Raw genomic sequence first — 19,117 nt, forward strand, 5'->3', positions numbered from 1 at the left:
GGCTGTTTGGAATTTCTGCGGAATTCGTTCATTACTATAAGCGTTATTCCGATTGTTCCTTTTTTAATCGTCTATTTTGCGGGAATAGGCCTCAAAAAAGAAAAGAAAAGCACTTTTTTGCTGGCAATGGACGTGACTACATTATTTTTATTGCTTTCCGTATCGGCCTTATTTAATATCATATTTGATTCGGGTTGGGGCTTCTATCTTATACTACTTATTGTATTAATATCCACCGGATTGATTGGAGGGGCTCAAAATCGCTTAAAAGGAAAGGTGGATGGAAAACGGTTACTTCGGGCAGTATGGCGGCTTACTTTCTTTTTTATGACCGTTAGTTACATTCTGTTTTTATTCGTAGGCCTCATTCGATACATATCACAAGCGATGTAACGTTCCACTGCTTCGGTGAAGCGTCAATGTCACAAATCTTTTAAGTTTAAAAAAAAAACGGTTTTCAGAAAATATTGCTCTAGATTTTTTTGACCACTGGTTGTATAATCATAAACCATATACCACATTCTATTTAGGGGGAACTGCTAGATGAAGAAGAGTAAAAGTCTATTGCTCATGATTGCATTAGTTTTAGTCATCGGCACAGTGCTTGCTGGCTGCGGCGGAAACAATGCAAACAATGGCAAAAATGCCAGCCCGACCAATGCGCCGGCTGACAACGCAGGTAACAAGAACACAGGAAACGCAACTGGCGATGAGAAGTTAGCTGCTGACCAAACGCTTAAGATCAACCTGAGCTCCGAGCCTCCTACATTTGACCCGCAACAAGCTCAAGACAGCACATCCAATGCTATCCTGAAATTGTTGTATGAAGGACTTACTCGTCAAAATGCAGAAACTGGGCAAGCTGAAGAAGGTATTGCTGAGTCCTGGGAAATCTCCCCTGACGGCCTGGTGTATACTTTCAAACTTCGTGATGCAAAATGGAGCAACGGCGACGCTGTAACAGCTAAAGACTTCGCCTTTGCTTGGCAACGTGTCCTTGATCCGAATGCGGAACAAGCTGCTCCTTACGCTTACCAATTGTTCTACATCAAAGGTGCTAAAGACTTCAACGAAGGCAAAATCACTGATTTCAGCCAAGTTGGCGTTAAAGTAGTTGACGATAAAACACTTGAAGTGACACTGACCAACCCTACACCATATTTCTTGGGTCTGCTGTCTTTCTATACGTACTACCCAGTGCATAGTTCCGTTGCAAATGATCCAAAATGGGCAACTAAGGTTGAAACCCAAATTACTAACGGACCTTTCACTTTGTCTGAGTGGACAACTGGCCAATCTCTGGCCGTAGTTAAGAACCCATCGTACTATGCTGCAGATCAAATTAAAGCAGCAGGCATCAACTTCTCCATCGTAAACAGTGGTGCAACTGAACTGCTGAGTTACAAAAACGGCGAACTTGACCGTGCAGGCGGTCCGATTGGTGAAATTCCAACCGAGCAACTGCCAATCGTTGAGAAAGAATTCCCTAAAGAATTTTCAAGAAAAGGTATTTCCAGCGTTTACTACTACCAGTTCAATGTAACTGAAAAACCTTTTACAAATGCTAAAATCCGTAAAGCCTTGGCTATGGCTATCCAACGTCAGCCAATCATCGATAATATCACTTTGGGCGGACAACTGCCGGCATTCGGTTTTGTTCCTCCGGGCATCCAAAGCAATGAAAAAGAATACCGTGCTCAAGTAGCTGATTCCCAATACTTCAGTGAAGATGTGGAAGGCGCTAAAAAATTGCTTGCCGAAGGTCTGAAAGAAGAAGGCTTGGATAAACTGAGCTTCTCTCTGACTTATAACACAAGTGAAGGCCACCAAAAGATCGCTGTAGCCATTGCTGATATGTGGAAAAAGAACCTCGGCGTTGAAGTTAAGCTCGAGAACAAAGAGTGGGGCGTCTTCATCGAAGACAAACAGAACAAGAACTATCAAGTAGCACGTGCCGGCTGGTCCGCGGACTTCAATGATCCAATGACTTACCTTGATATGTGGGTAACTGGCGGCGGTAACAATGATACTGGTTACTCCAACCCAGCGTATGACAAACTGATCGACGAAGCTAAAAAATCTTCAGACAATGCTGTTCGTCAAGAGAAGTTTACTGCTGCAGAAAAAATGATTATGGATGATATGATTTTGATTCCAATCTATTACTACACAAACAACTCGTTGACTAAAGAGTACCTTAAAGGTGTAACTCTTGACTTCAGCGGTGCAATCGACCTGAGCCGCGCTTACTTGCTCGAACACTAAGAGTAAAGCTTGCAACAAAATATAGTAATATAATATCTGAAGGTTTTTATATTACTTCGGGATATATATGTGGAACTCCATATATATCCCTTTTTTTTGTATGGGATAGTAAATGAGATTATTTGGAAAAAATAACAATTTGATTAAATGGACAAATGAGTATTTTTTCCTTAGAATAGGTAAGTAAAAATATTGTCGAAGGAGGTGATGGCGGGCATGGTTCGTTATATTTTCAACAGATTTCTCCACATGATTATTTCCCTGTTTGTATTGATATCTGCGACCTTTTTTCTAATGAAGGCGATTCCCGGAGATCCATTCACAGCAGAAAAGAAAATTCCTGAACAAATTTTGCAGCGTCTATACGCGCAGTATAATTTGGACAAGCCCGTCTTTGAGCAGTACGTAATTTATTTGAAGAATATTATTAAAGGTGACCTGGGCATCTCAATGAAAATGCTTAACCAGGAAGTAACAGATATTATTTCACAAACCTTCTCTTCATCGCTGAAGCTTGGGGTTGTGGCTATTATTGTAGCGATTATTATAGGTGTAGGGCTAGGGATGCTTGCAGCTCTGCATCACCGGAAATTGATCGATAATGTCGCAATGATATTGGCTGTTCTCGGTATTGCTGTACCGAGCTTTGTTGTGGCTTCATTGCTGCAATATTTGCTGGCCTATCACTGGAAAATTTTCCCTGTCATGGGCTTTAAAGGACCGATGAATTATTTCCTCCCGGTTATGGCACTGACGGCGTCGCCGATTGCAGTCATTGCACGTCTTACCCGTTCCAGCATGCTTGAAGTGCTTCATGCCGATTACATCAAGACAGCAAAGGCGAAGGGCCTCAGCTGGATGTCGATTTTATCCCGCCACGTGTTGCGCAACGGTATTATGCCGGTAATTACTTATGTGGGACCGATGACCGCGAACATTATTACCGGTTCTGTTGTCATTGAACAAATCTTCGGTATCGGCGGTATCGGTAAACAGTTCGTTCAAGCGATTAACACACGTGACTATCCGATTATTATGGGTATCACCATATTCTATGGTGTAATCTTGATGGTCGCACGTTTCCTTACGGATGTCGCTTATGTTGCTGTTGACCCACGTATTAAACTTGCTGGAGGAAAGGAGGATTAACGTTGGCTGCAAATAATAATACTGTTGCTCCACATGTGGACCTGAAGCCCGAAGATTTCCGTAAAATCGGCATTGATGAGAAGGAAGCGGAAGTGATTCAGCGCGAAAGCCTTTCCGCTTGGCAGGATGCATGGCAGCGTCTGCGCCAGAACAAACTAGCTATGGTTGCGCTGGTTATTATGATCTTGATTGTCATTATGGCCATTGTTGCTCCGCATTTGGTTCCTTATACTTATGACTCGAATGATTTGATGAGTACGAACAAGAAACCATCCTTGGATCACTTGTTTGGAACGGATGATTTTGGACGCGATGTATTTGTCCGCACCTGGATGGGTGCCCGGATCTCGCTGATTGTCGGCCTTGCCGCTGCGATGATCGACTTAATCTTTGGTGTTATTTACGGTGGGATCATGGGATTCTTCGGTGGACGCATCGATACAGTAATGAACAAGTTCTCCGAAATTTTATATTCGATTCCTTATCTGCTCGTAGTAATCATGCTGCTTGTAGTATTTGAACCGAGTCTGTGGACGATTATACTTGCCTTGACCATCACAGGCTGGATCAATATGTCCTGGATTGTGCGCGGCGAGATTATGCAGCTCAAAAACCGTGAATTCATCTTGGCCTCCCGCTCTATGGGTGCTGACTGGAAACGCCTGCTGTTCAAGCATTTGCTTCCAAATGCAATGGGGCCTATTATTGTTACCGTAACGTTGTCCGTACCAAGCGCAATCTTCTCCGAAGCGTTCCTCAGCTTCCTCGGACTTGGCGTACAGGCACCGGTAGCTTCACTCGGTTCCATGATCAATGACTCCCTTACAGGCTGGATGTACTATCCTTGGCGGATGATCTTCCCTGCGCTTGTTATCAGCTTGACCATGCTGTCCTTTAATATTTTTGGTGACGGACTCCGTGATGCACTGGATCCTAAGCTGAAGAAATAGGAGGTGAACATTGATGGAACCCATTCTGCAAGTCAAAGATCTGCATGTTTCCTTTTTTGTAAAAGGTGGAGAAGTACAGGCTGTCCGCGGTATGAATTTTGAAGTAGGCAAAGGTGAAACGGTAGCCATTGTCGGTGAGTCCGGCAGTGGTAAGAGCGTTACGGCGCAGTCGATTATGCGGCTCATCCCTACACCGCCCTCTAAAGTGAAACAGGGCGAGATTATTTTTCAAGGACAGAATCTGCTGAACAAAAGCATGAAACAAATGGAAAGTATTCGCGGCAAAGATATTGGCATGATATTTCAAGACCCGATGACTTCTTTGAACCCAACTATCAAAGTGGGCAAACAGATAACCGAAGTTTTGATCAAACATCAGAATATGTCAGCGGCCGAAGCGAAAAAGCAAGGTATTGAGATGCTGAAATTAGTTGGCATCAAAAATGCGGAGGCTCGCTTTAACCAATATCCCCACGAATTCTCCGGCGGGATGCGCCAACGTGTAATGATCGCCATTGCACTGGCCTGCCGCCCGGCTCTGCTGATTGCAGATGAGCCGACAACGGCGCTTGACGTTACGATTCAAGCGCAAATCATGGATGTTATGAAAGAGATGCAGCAAAAACTGGGGACCTCCATCATCCTGATCACTCATGATCTCGGCGTAGTTGCAGGCATGTGTGACCGGGTCATCGTTATGTATGCTGGTGAAGTGGTGGAAACAGGTACCAGATGGGAAATCTTTAAGAATCCGCAGCATCCGTATACCAGGGGGTTGCTCCGGTCGATGCCGCGTCTGGACCAAAAGAAGGGTGAGCCTTTGATTCCGATCATCGGGACTCCCCCGGATCTGATTAAGCCGCCGATCGGCTGTCCGTTCACAGCGCGTTGCAGTGAAGCAATGCATGTCTGCGAACAAATCGATCCCGGTGCAACAGAGTTCAGTGAAACGCATATGGCGCGTTGCTGGAATCTGCATTCGATGGCCAAGGAGGTGCAGTTCGTTTGAGTAAGAACCTGATTGAAGTTGAAGGTCTTAAGAAATATTTTAATGTAGGCAAAGGTAAAGTTCTTAAGGCTGTTGATAATATTAATTTCTCAATCCGCGAAGGTGAAACCCTGGGTATGGTTGGGGAATCCGGATGCGGAAAGACTACTGCCGGCCGTACGGTTCTTCGTTTGTATGAACCGACTGCAGGAAGCGTAAAGTACAATGGCACTGATATTTATAAATTATCCGCGGGCAAAATGAAGGCGCTGCGCCGTGACATGCAGATGATTTTTCAGGATCCGTATGCTTCACTTAACCCGCGTCTAACGGTGTCCGATATTATCGGGGAAGCACTGGACATCCATGGGATGGCCGGAAGCCGTGCAGAACGCAAGAAACGGATTGAAGAGCTGCTGGATATGGTTGGACTTAACCATGACCATGCTACCCGCTATCCGCATGAATTCTCCGGCGGCCAACGCCAGCGTATCGGGATTGCCCGCTCGCTTGCGGTAAACCCTAAGTTCATCGTCTGCGATGAGCCGATTTCCGCACTTGATGTGTCTATTCAGGCGCAGGTTGTTAACCTGCTCAAAGAACTGCAGGAGCGTCTTGGACTTACTTATCTCTTTATCGCGCATGATTTGTCCATGGTTAAGCACATCAGCGACCGTGTGGCGGTAATGTACCTGGGTAAAATGGTTGAGCTTGCAGAAAGCGAAGAGCTTTATGCGAACCCGCTTCACCCGTACACGAAATCGCTGTTATCGGCGATTCCAGTTCCCGATCCGGAAATTGAAGTCAATAAGAAACGTATTCATCTGTATGATGAGCTTGGCAGCCCGATTTACTCGGCTAACGAGAAGAGCAATGACGCCGATTTTGAGCTTGTAGAAGTATCCAAGGGGCATTTTGTTGCTAAAGCATTCGCTTAAGGCAAGCAAAGCTCTCTTTTATAACTGAAACAGAGGGGGTTGTGGCACAAGTCATACAATGGCTTATGGCACGGCCCCCTTTTGCATAGGGGATTTTATTTGTAATAAGAATCTTAAGTTATTTTTTGACGCCAACACTTACATTGGATACAATCATAAAGAGTTTACGAACTTGTGATTACATATAGCAGGCATAGCTGAACAGGAGGCATTAGTAAATGGAAGTAGTACCGGAACCGATCCCGGGCGGATCTGCGCTCGCACGCGACTATATAGACCGTTATGAAACGGTAGAGCATTTGTACGGCGGGGATTTCAGAAATGAAGACAGCCGAGAGAAACGGGCGGCGTGGCTGGATGCAAATGAACATCAGCGTGCCGACCGTACTAAGATTGCTTCAGCCTTACGGCTCTATAACGAACAGCATAATCCCCATTCTGCGGTAACGAATGCTCTGGCGCTGCTGGAACAGCCAGGGACGCTGGTGGTGACCGGGGGGCAGCAAAGCGGCCTGTTTACAGGTCCCCTGTTTGTCGTATATAAGGCGATCACCACCATCCAGGCGGCAAAAGAAGCTGCAGCCCAGCTTGGACGGCCGGTTGTGCCGCTCTTCTGGATTGCCGGTGAAGATCATGACTGGGATGAGGTTAATCATACATTTGTCTTAAACCGCACCGGGGAGATCACCAGAATCAAGCTGGACAAAGCTGATGGCCCCCGTTCTTCTGTCAGTGATATTAAGGTAGAAGAATCGGGATGGGAGCAGGTCATTGCCGAGCTGGCTGGCTTGCTTCAAGAAAGTGAATTCAAACCGCAAATCATGGAGTTTATCCGTGAATCGTCACGAATGGCGGGCAGCATGAGCGATGCTTTTGCCAAGCTGATCGGTTCGCTATTCGGCAAATTCGGCCTGATTCTGCTGGATTCTGCCGATCCGGAACTGCGCAAGCTGGAGAAGCCGTTTTTTGCCAAACTGATTGAACGCAATGATGAGCTGGAAGCAGCCTACAAACAATCGGCAATGCGTATAGTTGACGGAGGATATGAGCTGCAGGCAGATGTGACCTCCGGCAATGCGAATCTTTTCTATATACATGAAGGTGCGCGGCTGCTGCTGCATAAGGCGGATGGGCGATATACTGACCGCAAGGGTGCCGTCTCCTTCTCACCGGAGGAATTGCTGGCAGTGCTTGAAGACCATCCTGAACGGTTCAGCAACAATGTGCTGACACGCCCTCTTATGCAGGATTATGTCCTGCCGGTTCTGGCCACGGTATTGGGACAAGGGGAACTGGCCTATTGGGCCATTCCACGCAATGCCTTTGAAGTTGTCGGCGGACAGATGCCGCTGATCCTTCCGCGCATGTCTTTTACAGTCATAGAAGGAACACTGCATAAGCATATGAATAAATACAGCCTCTCCTTCGAGGATGTGAGACAAGGGCTTGAACAGAAACGGAAAGAATGGATCACCGCCCAGGATGAACTCGAGCTTGGCCGCCGGTTCGAGGAAACGAAGGAAGCCTTCTCCGCCATGTATGAGCCGTTGATCGAACAGCTCGGAACGATTCAGGCCGGTCTGCTTAAATTAGGCAATAACAATAAAGAGAAGATCCTGGACCAGATTGCATTTTTACAGGGAAAAGCCCAGGATGCCATGGAGAAACAAAATGAAGCTGCGCTCCGCCAATGGGAACGGATTGAGCTGTCACTCATGCCGCTGGGAAAGCCGCAGGAAAGAGTATACAATATGATGTATTACTTGAACCGCTACGGCCCGGCTTGGCTGGACGAACTGATGACCATACCCGCTGACTTCAGCGGAACGCACCGTATTATTTATATGTAGGGAAAAAGAAGTAAGCTTACGAAGGAATTTTTGTTCGAAGCTATATAAGTTGAACTAAAGAACTAGCTAGAGGCTAAACAGCGGAGGGGAAGTTTGGAACTGTAGGAGCGATAGCGACCGCCTTTGTCTACGGATTTCTACCGCTAAGAGCGGTATTAATCAAGAAATCTGTAGACAACAGCGGCCGGAAGTCCAAACATTCACCGCAGTTGCGTTCTAATGCCGGATCAGTAAATCTAAAGTTCAACTTATATAGTTCAAGGAAGTCTATGTTTACAAAACTTTTAGGAGGTTTCATAAATGAGTTCAATGTCGAAAGAAAATAGTATTGTCGCAGACATGTCGCTTGCTCATGAAGGGCATCTGAAAATCGACTGGGTCCGCCAGCATATGCCGGTGTTGAACCGCATCCGCGAGCAGTTCGAAGCTGAGCAGCCTTTCAAAGGGCTGAAGGTGTCGATTACGCTGCATCTGGAAGCAAAGACGGCTTATCTTGCGAAAGTAGTCAAGGCGGGCGGTGCTGAAGTTACAATAACCGGATCAAATCCGCTGTCGACCCAGGACGATGTCTGCGCGGCGCTTGTCGAAGACGGCATTACTGTGTTCGCCAAATATAATCCCTCACCGGAGGAGTTTAAGGCACTGAATATCAAGGCTCTGGAGAGTAAGCCGGATCTGATCATCGATGACGGGGGGGATTTTGCGACCCTGCTGCATTCGGAACGTCCCGACCTGATGGAGAATATCCGCGGCGGTGCCGAAGAAACCACTACAGGGATCATTCGGCTGAAGGCACTGCAGAAGCAGGGCATCCTGAAGTTCCCGATGGTTGCCGTCAACGATGCGTATTGCAAATATTTGTTTGATAACCGTTATGGTACGGGCCAGTCGGCATGGGACGGGATCGTCCGTACAACCAACCTGATTGTAGCAGGCAAAACCGTGGTTGTAGTCGGTTACGGCTGGTGCGGCAAAGGGGTAGCCATGAGGGCTAAAGGCTTGGGCGCTAACGTAATCGTCACTGAAGTGGATGCAATCAAGGCAGTGGAAGCGCATATGGACGGATTCCATGTGATGCCGATGCTGGAAGCGGCCAAACGCGGTGATTTCTTCGTTACGGTTACCGGCAACCGGTATGTCATCCGCGGCGAGCATTATGATGTTATGAAAGACGGCGCAATTATGTGCAATGCCGGACATTTTGATGTGGAAGTGAATAAACCGGAACTTGCGGAACGATCGGTATCCCAGCGCACTGTGCGTAAAAATATCGAGGAATACCAGTTGAAGGACGGACGCAAGCTGTATCTGCTGGCTGAAGGCCGGCTGGTCAATCTGGGTGCGGCCGATGGGCATCCGGCGGAAATAATGGATACGACTTTCGCTTTGCAGGCGTTGTCGCTTAAATATGTGAATGATAATTACAAGAGCATCGGTGCTAAAGTGGAGAATGTTCCTTATGATCTGGATGAGCAGGTGGCACGCTACAAGCTCGAAAGTCTGGGAATTGCTATCGACAGCCTGACTCCAGCGCAGGTGGAATATCTGGACAGCTGGAATTTGAACGACTAAGCGGTATTTTATCCTTATCGATAGGCCCGTTGCCATGTATATGGTGCGGGCTTCTTTTTTTGATCCGGATGGGTGAATGCATAGAGTCAGGTGCCTGTGGAGGGGATGACTTGACAAACAAGAAAAAATTACCTTGCTGCGGAAAAAGGTTTTTGATTTTTAATGGCGAATCTATTATGCTTAGGTGGTGTAAAGTGGGGTAAAGTGGGGAATCGGTAGCAAGGGGTGGGTAAAACTATGTTTATGGGGGAATTCCAGCATAGCATTGACGACAAGGGCCGCATCATTATTCCGGCCAAGTTCCGTGAATTGCTCGGAACCTCTTTCGTAGCGACCCGCGGCCTCGACTCCTGCCTGTTTGTTTATCCCATGGAAGAATGGGGAATCATGGAGCAAAAGCTCAAAAGCCTTTCACTGATGAAATCGGATGCCCGCGCCTTCAGCCGCTTTTTTTTCTCAGGAGCGACAGAATGTGTATGGGACAAGCAAGGCAGGGTGAATCTGCCGGGGAATCTGCGGCAATATGCCAAGCTGGACAAGGACTGTGTTATTCTGGGCGTTTCGAACCGGGTGGAGATCTGGAACAAGGAGCTATGGGAGCAGTACTTCGAACAGTCAGAGGAATCGTTCAACGAGATTGCCGAAAAATTGGTGGATTTCAATTTTGATCTATAACATACACAAACACAATTCGAATACTGCCCTGGAGGGATGCAGCTTGTTTCACCACATCACGGTGCTTAAGGAAGAAGCGACAGAAGGGCTGCACATCAAGAAGGATGGGATTTACGTTGACTGTACGCTCGGAGGAGCCGGACACAGTTCTCTTATCGCATCCAAGCTTAGCGGCGAAGGCCGGCTGATCTGTCTGGATCAGGATGAGTGGGCTTTGAACAATGCGAGGGAGAAGATGGCTGAATACGGGGAGAAGGTTGTTCTGGTTAAGACCAACTTTCGCGATCTTGAGCAGGTGCTGAAGGAGCTTCCTTTTGTGCCGCAAAAAGATGGCGTTCCCCAGGTCGACGGAATCCTGTTTGATCTTGGCGTATCCTCACCCCAGTTCGATGAAGGGGAACGGGGGTTCAGCTATAATCACGATGCTCCGCTTGATATGCGGATGGACCAGTCCGCAGAGCTGACTGCAGCCGAAATCGTCAATACATGGACCGAACAGGAAATCGCCCGCGTGCTTTTCCAATACGGAGAAGAGAAGTTCTCGCGGCGGATCGCCCGCAAAATTGTGGAGCGAAGAGAGGAACGGCCGGTAGAAAGTACAGGCGAATTGGCTGAGCTGATTAAGGAAGGCATCCCTGCAGCTGCGCGCAGGACGGGTGGACATCCCGCCAAACGCAGTTTTCAGGGTCTGAGAATCGCCGTGAACGACGAGCTTGGCGCTTTCGAGGAAGGACTTCATGGAGCGGTACGCTGCCTGGCACCCGGAGGAAGGGTATCAGTAATTACCTTCCATTCTCTGGAGGACCGGATTTGCAAGCAAATCTTCAGCAGCTATTTAAGCAGATGCACTTGCCCGCCTGACTTTCCTTTTTGCGTATGCGGCGCTGAAGGTACTCTCAAGTTAATTAACCGCAAGCCGCTCGTTCCTTCCGGGGAAGAGCTGGAGCTTAACCCGCGCGCCCGTTCAGCGAAACTGCGTATTGCAGAGAAATTGTAAAAAGACGATAAAGGAGAGTCAGAGATGGCCTATACCCGCGGCAATTTAGCAGTTCAACCCAAGAGAAAAGAAGAGGTAAACCCGCTTTACCGCGAGAAGACAAAAGTTGTCACTAGGCGGATGGTGATTCCACTGCAGGAGAAGCTGATGTATATGCTGACACTGGGAGCATTCGTGCTGGTGGCTGTCGCCCTGATTTGGCGTTACGTCCACATTTATGATTTGAACTTGCAGGCTCAGAAGCTGGACAGCGAAATTGCAAACAACAAAAAGCAGATTGCCACATATCAGATGGAGAAGCAGAATTTAGAGCAGCTGGTAATCGAGAAGGCAAAAAAGCTGGGATACGTGCAGCCGCCTGAGGATACCACTATTTATGTGCCGGTGGGTAGTACTTCAACTGACGGAGACAACCAATAGCGATTGGCAGAAGTCGCAATAATAGAGTTTGTGAGGTTTCCTTATGGTAAAAAGAATAAAACTTCGCACGCTGTTTATAGGAGGGTGTATTACCCTCTTTTTTCTTGTTTTAGTCGCCCGGGTCTTCTGGATACAGGTTCTGCAAAGCGAGTCCTGGCAGGAAAAGGCGGCCGAGCAGTGGGCCCATAAATCGGTTATTAAAGCGGTGCGGGGAACGATTGAAGACCGTAACGGCATTGTTCTGGCTAGTGATGTCCCGGCGTATACCGTTGTGGTGGACCCCGCGGTCATTGCTGAACTGAAAATCGGGGAAGAAGTTATTCAGGGTCTGCATGACCTGCTGAACAAGCCGGTGGATCAGTTGAAGATACTGGTTGAGGCCAAGGATGATAAAGGCAATTTTCTCAAGAATCGCGAGGTCCGTACCGAAGGCTGGAAAATCGACCAGGAAATGAAGGACAAGGTGGACGCTTTTATCGAAAAGCTCCGCAAGGAGCATGATATTCTCGAAACCGGCGTCGGCACGGTCAGGGAGCAGAGACGTTATTATCCCAAGAAAACACTTGCCGCGCATATTTTGGGTTATACCGACAGAGACGGTATTGCCATAGCGGGGCTGGAGAAATATTTCGACAAGCAGCTTAAAGGCGTCGACGGCAAGCTCTATTACCAGAGTGACGGCAAAGGATTCAAGCTGCCTGACTCACAGGATACTTTTCAGCCTGTCGTGAACGGCAGTGATTTCAAGCTGACCATCGACAGCACAATTCAGTATTACATCGAAGAAGCGATGAAAAAGGCTTATGAGCTGTACAAACCAAAGTCCATAAGTGTGATTGCCGCCGACCCGAACACGATGGAGATTCTGGGCCTGGCCAATTTGCCTACCTTCAATCCCAATGAATTCTGGAATTCGGAAACGAAACCGGGGGACTTCTATAACCACGCCATCATGTCGAGATTTGAGCCGGGCTCGACGTTCAAGGTTGTAACGCTGGCCGGTGCGGTGGAGGAAAACCTCTTTGATCCGAATGCCTATTTTAAGTCCGGCCAAATCAAACTCAAGGGTTTGCGCAAGCCTATTCCTGATATCAACAGAGTAGGATGGGGTGAAATCACTTACCTTGAAGGGGTTAAACGTTCCAGCAACGTAGCTTTTGTCAAGCTAGGCTATGAAATGCTTGGAAAGGAAAGGCTGCTGCAATATATCACTGATTTTGGTTTCAAAGATAAAACAGGCATCGACCTTCCGGGAGAAATCATCGGGCTCGTTAACCCAGACCCGAACAATGTGTCGGAAAATGCTACACTTTCTTACGGTCACGGGAAATTGCTCGTTACTCCGATCCAACAGCTTACGGCGGTGGCAGCGATTGCGAACGGCGGCAAGCTGATGGTACCTCATGTCGTCAAGGAAATTACCGATCCGAATACCGGGAAGACAACGGTCACCCAGCCTGAGGTTGTGCGTCAGGTTATCTCGAAGGAAAGCGCACGCGAGACCGGAAGCTATCTGGAGCAGGTTGTTGCGGATTTGCAGCATGGGACCGGGAGACACGCCTACATTGAGGGCTATCGTGTGGCGGGCAAGACCGGGACGGCGATCAAGCCTGACGGCAAGGGTGGTTATGACCGGGACAAGGTGCGCTCTTCCTTTCTCGGATACGCACCGGTCAATGATCCGAAGATCGCTGTCTATGTCATTATTGACGAGCCTGCCGACGCTGCCGGCGGCGGTATCGCAGCGGGCCCGGTGTTCCAGGAGATCGTATCCCAGGCGCTGCCCTATATGGGCGTGCCCAAAATGGGTGACACGAGCGATACCGACAGCGGCAAGAAAACGGTCAAGGCGCAAGCCTCTGTACAGCGCAAGGCACCTGATCTGACCAGCAAAACCGTGAAGGCAGCCAGAGAACTGCTCATCAATGGGGGATATGATTTTGAAACGGTGGGTCAAGGAGCTACTGTGGTCAGCCAGTACCCAGAGAAAGGAACTGTGCTTGCAACAGGACAGCGCATTTACCTGTTAACTCAGCAGGGGGAGAAACAGACCATTCCGGATTTGCGCGGTCAATCCCTGCGGGATGCACTGGAAATTCTCAATCTTTTGAAGATCGGCATTGCAGTGGATGGCGAAGGGTATGTCTCCGAGCAAACGGAAGGCATCAAAAATGGCAAGCCACTGGTTACTCTGAAGCTCAATCCGATCAATGAATACGGTGAGGATATTCCGGTTACGGAGCCGGCGGAGGATGCAGCGGAAGAGTAGCCGGGGATCTCAGGCTATTTAAAGAAGTGAACCAAAGCCGTTCCGGCAGCGGTAAAACCGTGTTAGCCTGATTAGCTTATGAGCGGCAATCGTACAGGCTGTTCTAAGCCCTGTTTGTCCCGAATAGTCATGAGATAAGAGATCATGTCTATACGAGCGAAAGCGGGGAGAACGGAATGAAGGTTTCGAAAGTCGTAACTCGGCAGAGAATGCTGTGGACGCTGCTGGGATTGGCCGTATTGTTCGGCTCTCTGGCCGTGCGTCTTGCCTATGTGCAGTTGTCCAAAGGTGAAGAACTCAGCGCCAAGGCGGAAAATTTGCTGCGCCGTGACATACCTTTTACTGCAAAACGCGGTGAAATATTGGACCGTGAAGGGACGTCACTGGCCTATAATGTCAGCTCGCCTACGATTTATGCGGTTCCTGTGCAGGTGAAGGATAAGCAAGGAACAGCACAACAGCTGGCTCCACTACTCGGCATGACTGAGGTGAAGCTAGTGACGCTGCTGTCTAAAGGGAAGTCTTCGGTGAAGTTACAGCCCGGCGGCCGCAAAATTACGATGGAGCTTGCCGCAAGCATCCGTGATTTGCAGCTGCCGGGCATCGTTGTCGCTGAGGACAACAAACGTTATTATCCTTACGGGGATTTGGCGGCCCATATTCTTGGGTTCACGGGAATTGATAATCAGGGCATCACTGGCGTTGAGAATATTTACGATAAACTGCTGCGGGGAATTGACGGGAAAATATCCTATTTGTCTGATGCAGGCGGCCGGTTAATGCCTGGCTCCTCTGAGAAGTATTTCGAACCCCAGGAGGGACTGAGTCTGCAGTTGACCATTGACAAGCAGATCCAGTCCATTATGGAACGTGAGCTGGATCAGGCAATGGTGAAATATCAGGCTCAGGGCAGCTGGGCTATTGCCATGAATCCGAAGAATGGCGAGATTCTGGCAATGGCGAGCCGGCCGGGTTATGAGCCGGGCGCTTACAAGGAATACGATGCGGCAGTGTATAACCGTAATCTGCCGATATGGATGACGTATGAACCGGGTTCGACATTCAAGATTATTACCCTGGCTGCGGCGCTGCAGGAGGGGAAGGTGGATTTACAGCATGAGCATTTTTTTGACCCCGGTTTTATTGAGGTCGGCGGGGCGAAGCTGCGCTGCTGGAAAAAAGGCGGCCATGGCAGCCAAACCTTTCTGGAAGTGGTGGAGAATTCCTGCAACCCGGGTTTTGTCGTGATGGGCCAGCGTCTTGGCAAAGATACCTTGTTCAAATATATCCGTGATTTCGGCTTTGGTACGAAGACGGGGATCGATTTGAACGGGGAGGCAAGCGGCATCCTGTTCAAGCCTTCGCAGGTGGGGCCGGTGGAACTCGCTACAACAGCCTTTGGCCAAGGGGTGTCGGTTACACCGATTCAGCAGATTGCGGCAGTGTCTGCGGCAATAAACGGCGGTAAGCTGTACACGCCTCATGTTGCCAAGGCATGGATTAATCCGGATACCGGTGAGACGGTATCGGAAGTGAAGCCGCAAGAAGTGCGGCAGGTTATTTCCGAGGAAACCTCGAAGAAGGTGCGGGCTGCCCTTGAGAGCGTAGTTGCCAAAGGCACCGGCCGGCCGGCATTTATTGACGGCTACCGTGTGGGGGGCAAGACAGGGACGGCACAGAAAGTAATCAATGGCCGATATTCTCCTACAGAGCATATCGTATCTTTTGTAGGCTTTGCGCCTGCGGATGACCCGCAGATTGTTGTGTACACTGCGGTGGATAATCCACAGGGCATACAGTTTGGGGGCGTGGTGGCGGCTCCGATCGTACAGAACATTCTTGAGGACTCCCTGCGTTATTTGAAGGTACCGGAGCGTAAAGACCAGCTTCCCAAAACCTATAAGTACGGAGAGACTCCGATTGTGACGGTTCCCGATCTGACTGGCGCCACAGTTCAGGATATTTATGAAGATCTCAACATGAATTTTACGCTCGTGCGTTCAGGCTCAGGCAATACCGTAGTCAATCAGGCCCCCAAAGCGGGAGCTAGAGTCGAACAAGGCTCGACAATCAGGATTTATATGGGGTCTTCCGTAAATGATAAGAATGACAAAGCAGAGTGAGGGATTGCTATGAACATTAATGAATTATCTTCTTGTCTTGCAGCTTCGCGCCTATACGGCGATGGTGAAACAGAGATTTCCGATCTTCAGACGGATTCCCGCCAGGTGAAACCGGGTGATTTATTTATTTGTTTGCCGGGACATACTGTGGATGGGCATAAATTTGCCCCGCAGGCTGCCGCGAGTGGAGCCGCTGCCATCGTCTGCGAGCGGAGGCTGGATATTGATCTGCCCCAGCTCGTAGTGGACGACAGCAGGTTTGCTATGTCCGTACTGGCAAATGTCTTCTTCGGATCGCCTAGCAGCCGCATGAGAATGATAGGGATCACTGGCACCAACGGCAAAACTACCACCACTTATCTGATTGAACGGATCATGCAGGACCATGGTGTAAAAACGGGACTGATCGGAACCATTCAAATGCGATATGACGGACAAAGTTATCCGATGTCAGGCACCACGCAGGAGTCGCTTGAACTGCAGCGTACGCTTCAAGATATGGTGCTTAAAGGTGTACATTGCTGCGTGATGGAGGTCTCCTCCCATGCGCTGCAGCAAGGACGCGTGAAGGGGACAGATTACCGCACAGCAATATTTACGAATTTAACCCAGGATCATCTCGATTATCATCATACAATGGAAGAGTATCGCGCCGTTAAAGGCCTGTTCTTCTCCCGTCTCGGCAACGCTATTTCTCCATGGAAAGAAGAGCGCAAATATGCCGTACTTAACGCGGACGATGAGGCGAGCGCTTATTTTTCTGCCCAGACTGCAGCGGAAGTGATTACATATGGCATCGACAGCAAGGCAAATGTCCGAGCCTCACAAATTTCGATCACATCCAAAGGAACATTTTTCCATGTGGATACGTTTAAGGGAGAGGCAGACATTTCTCTGCGCATGGTCGGCAAGTTTAACGTATATAATGCACTTGCCGCTATCACTGCCGCTCTTCTAGAAGATGTGCCGCTTCAAGAGATCAAAGCCAGCTTAGAGTCTGTGCCAGGTGTGGACGGACGGGTGGAGTCGGTGGATGAGGGGCAGGACTTTGCGGTTATCGTTGACTATGCCCATACACCGGATGGCCTTGAAAATGTGTTGAAGGCAGTCAGCGAATTTGCAACCGGCAAAGTGCTTACCGTCTTTGGCTGCGGCGGCGACAGAGATACCACTAAACGGCCGTTGATGGGGAAGATCGCAGCCAAATACAGCGACAGCGTATTTGTGACCTCTGACAACCCACGGACTGAAGATCCGCTGCTGATTCTGCGGGATATTGAAGCGGGACTGAAAGAGGATGGGGTAGCGCAGGAACGTTATGAAATGGTTCCCGACCGGCGGGAAGCGATCAGAAAAGCTATTGAAATGGCAAGCCCTGGCGATGTAGTATTGATTGCGGGGAAAGGTCATGAGACCTACCAGTTGATCGGCGGAGTGGTTCATGATTTCGATGACCGCATTGTCGCCAAAGAAGTGATAAGGGGCCGAAGCTATTGATTACAAGAACGCTGCGAAATATCGCTGACATGTGCGGGGGAGAAGTGTTTTCCGCTGAAGATATGAATGTGAAGATTGCCGGAGTGGTTACCGATTCCCGCAAAATTACGTCTGACTGTCTGTTCGTTCCGCTTGCCGGAGACAACTTTGACGGACATCATTATGGTGCCGCAGCTTTGGCTGCGGGAGCGGCCGCAACGCTATGGCAGAAGGATAAGGGGACTGCGCCTGAAGGCGGCGGGGTTATTCTGGTAGAAGACACGCTGTCTGCACTGCAGAAGCTGGCTGCTGCTTATTTGAGCGAAATTGCTCCGCAGGTTGTTGCGGTTACAGGCAGCAACGGCAAAACGACTACCAAGGATATGATTACAGCCTTGCTTGAAGGACAATTTAAGGTTCATAAAACTCAAGGCAATTTCAATAACCATATCGGACTGCCGCTTACGGTCCTTTCTATGCGCGAGGATGTGGAGATCGCCGTGTTGGAGATGGGGATGAGCTCAAGGGGCGAAATCGCCCTGCTCGCTTCGCTCGCTGCGCCTGATGTGGCCGTCATCACGAATGTAGGTGAATCCCATTTGCTGCAGCTCGGCTCCCGCAAGGAGATCGCCCGGGCCAAGCTGGAGATTGCCGAAGGGCTGAAGCCGGGAGGTCTGCTGATCTATAACGGGGATGAGCCGCTGCTAGCTGAGGTTATGGCTGAAGCCTCCTTCCATGCGCCCGAGGGAATGCAAACCTTGCGTTTCGGCATCTTTACGGATAACGATGATTATCCGACCGGGATGATGACGCACAGCGGAGGTATGACCTTTACGAGTTACCTCCACAAGGAGCGTGCCTATACGCTCCCGCTGCCGGGCAGGCATAATGTAGTCAACGCATTGGCCGCGCTTGCGGTTGCACGCCATTTCGGCGTAACTGATGACCACATAGAGGATGGACTGAAGAGGCTTAAGCTGACCGGCATGCGGATTGAAGTGATGCTGACCTCTTCGGGGCTTACCTTGCTGAATGATGCTTATAACGCCAGTCCTACCTCGATGAAAGCAGCGATTGATGTGCTGCAGTCTATGAAATGCACTGGCAGCCGAATCGCTGTGCTGGGGGACATGCTGGAACTTGGGCCGGATGAAGTGCGGTTCCACCAGGAGATCGGGACTTATCTCGATCCTGAGGAAACGGATCTGGTTTTTGCCTATGGACCACTCTCCGCCCACATTGCTGAGACGGCAAGGGACAAATTCGGAGCAGAACGTGTGTTTTCTTTTACGGACAAAGCGGAGCTGACTTCCGTCTTGATCGGGAAATGCAGTCCTGACGATGTTGTGCTTTTCAAGGCTTCCAGAGGGATGCGCTTGGAAGAAGTACTGCACAGCCTAAACAAACATTTTGAGCAAACTTAACATATTGGAGGGGGTGTACCC

At 49.1% G+C, this 19,117-nt stretch carries 15 protein-coding genes; all 15 read left to right on the forward strand.

Annotated features, from left to right (window positions below; translation table 11 throughout):
* Positions 1-6: 6 nt before the first annotated feature.
* The 15 genes from ACAN56_RS13875 (at position 7) to ACAN56_RS13945 (ending at position 19,096) form a co-directional block, all read left to right on the forward strand.
* A complete protein-coding gene (locus ACAN56_RS13875) occupies positions 7-393 on the forward strand; it encodes a DUF3397 domain-containing protein (protein WP_038595385.1) in 387 nt (128 codons plus the stop codon).
* Positions 394-543: 150 nt separating this feature from the next.
* Positions 544-2,265 carry a peptide ABC transporter substrate-binding protein gene (locus tag ACAN56_RS13880; RefSeq protein ID WP_038595384.1) on the forward strand — a complete coding sequence of 574 codons (1,722 nt, stop codon included), beginning with the start codon at positions 544-546 and terminating at the stop codon, positions 2,263-2,265.
* Between the two features lie 216 nt (positions 2,266-2,481).
* The gene (locus ACAN56_RS13885) at positions 2,482-3,414 is read left to right on the forward strand and encodes an ABC transporter permease (protein ID WP_038595383.1); all 933 of its coding nucleotides are present in this window, start codon (positions 2,482-2,484) and stop codon (positions 3,412-3,414) included.
* Between the two features lie 2 nt (positions 3,415-3,416).
* Positions 3,417-4,364 carry an ABC transporter permease gene (locus ACAN56_RS13890; RefSeq protein ID WP_038595382.1) on the forward strand — a complete coding sequence of 316 codons (948 nt, stop codon included), beginning with the start codon at positions 3,417-3,419 and terminating at the stop codon, positions 4,362-4,364.
* Positions 4,365-4,377: 13 nt separating this feature from the next.
* Entirely contained in the window at positions 4,378-5,373 is a 996-nt protein-coding gene (locus tag ACAN56_RS13895; protein ID WP_038595381.1) for an ABC transporter ATP-binding protein, read from the forward strand.
* The gene (locus ACAN56_RS13900) at positions 5,370-6,290 is read left to right on the forward strand and encodes an ABC transporter ATP-binding protein (RefSeq protein WP_379143470.1); all 921 of its coding nucleotides are present in this window, start codon (positions 5,370-5,372) and stop codon (positions 6,288-6,290) included. The genes ACAN56_RS13895 and ACAN56_RS13900 overlap by 4 nt, the downstream gene beginning before the upstream one ends.
* 218 nt (positions 6,291-6,508) lie before the next feature.
* Entirely contained in the window at positions 6,509-8,140 is a 1,632-nt protein-coding gene (gene bshC / locus ACAN56_RS13905; RefSeq protein ID WP_379143472.1) for a bacillithiol biosynthesis cysteine-adding enzyme BshC, read from the forward strand.
* Positions 8,141-8,440: 300 nt separating this feature from the next.
* On the forward strand, positions 8,441-9,712 hold the full coding sequence (locus tag ACAN56_RS13910; protein ID WP_038595378.1) for an adenosylhomocysteinase: 1,272 nt from the start codon (positions 8,441-8,443) through the stop codon (positions 9,710-9,712).
* A gap of 237 nt (positions 9,713-9,949) precedes the next feature.
* Positions 9,950-10,387, forward strand: coding sequence for a division/cell wall cluster transcriptional repressor MraZ (gene mraZ, locus ACAN56_RS13915; protein WP_038595376.1), 438 nt, complete (start codon positions 9,950-9,952; stop codon positions 10,385-10,387).
* 43 nt (positions 10,388-10,430) lie between these two features.
* Positions 10,431-11,384, forward strand: a complete 954-nt coding sequence (gene rsmH / locus ACAN56_RS13920; protein WP_341379524.1) for a 16S rRNA (cytosine(1402)-N(4))-methyltransferase RsmH — start codon at positions 10,431-10,433, stop codon at positions 11,382-11,384.
* Between the two features lie 24 nt (positions 11,385-11,408).
* Positions 11,409-11,804, forward strand: coding sequence for a hypothetical protein (locus ACAN56_RS13925; protein WP_038595373.1), 396 nt, complete (start codon positions 11,409-11,411; stop codon positions 11,802-11,804).
* A gap of 43 nt (positions 11,805-11,847) precedes the next feature.
* The gene (locus ACAN56_RS13930; RefSeq protein ID WP_379143476.1) at positions 11,848-14,073 is read left to right on the forward strand and encodes a penicillin-binding transpeptidase domain-containing protein; all 2,226 of its coding nucleotides are present in this window, start codon (positions 11,848-11,850) and stop codon (positions 14,071-14,073) included.
* Positions 14,074-14,249: 176 nt separating this feature from the next.
* On the forward strand, positions 14,250-16,196 hold the full coding sequence (locus ACAN56_RS13935; protein WP_038595370.1) for a stage V sporulation protein D: 1,947 nt from the start codon (positions 14,250-14,252) through the stop codon (positions 16,194-16,196).
* 9 nt (positions 16,197-16,205) lie between these two features.
* Positions 16,206-17,693 (forward strand): UDP-N-acetylmuramoyl-L-alanyl-D-glutamate--2,6-diaminopimelate ligase, encoded by a 1,488-nt coding sequence (locus ACAN56_RS13940; RefSeq protein WP_038595369.1) that lies wholly within the window; start codon positions 16,206-16,208, stop codon positions 17,691-17,693.
* Positions 17,690-19,096, forward strand: a complete 1,407-nt coding sequence (locus ACAN56_RS13945) for a UDP-N-acetylmuramoyl-tripeptide--D-alanyl-D-alanine ligase (protein ID WP_379143479.1) — start codon at positions 17,690-17,692, stop codon at positions 19,094-19,096. Before ACAN56_RS13940 ends, ACAN56_RS13945 begins: the two co-directional genes overlap by 4 nt.
* The last annotated feature ends 21 nt before the right edge of the window (positions 19,097-19,117 follow it).

Source organism: Paenibacillus paludis (assembly GCF_042610515.1).
GTDB lineage: Bacteria > Bacillota > Bacilli > Paenibacillales > Paenibacillaceae > Paenibacillus_AQ.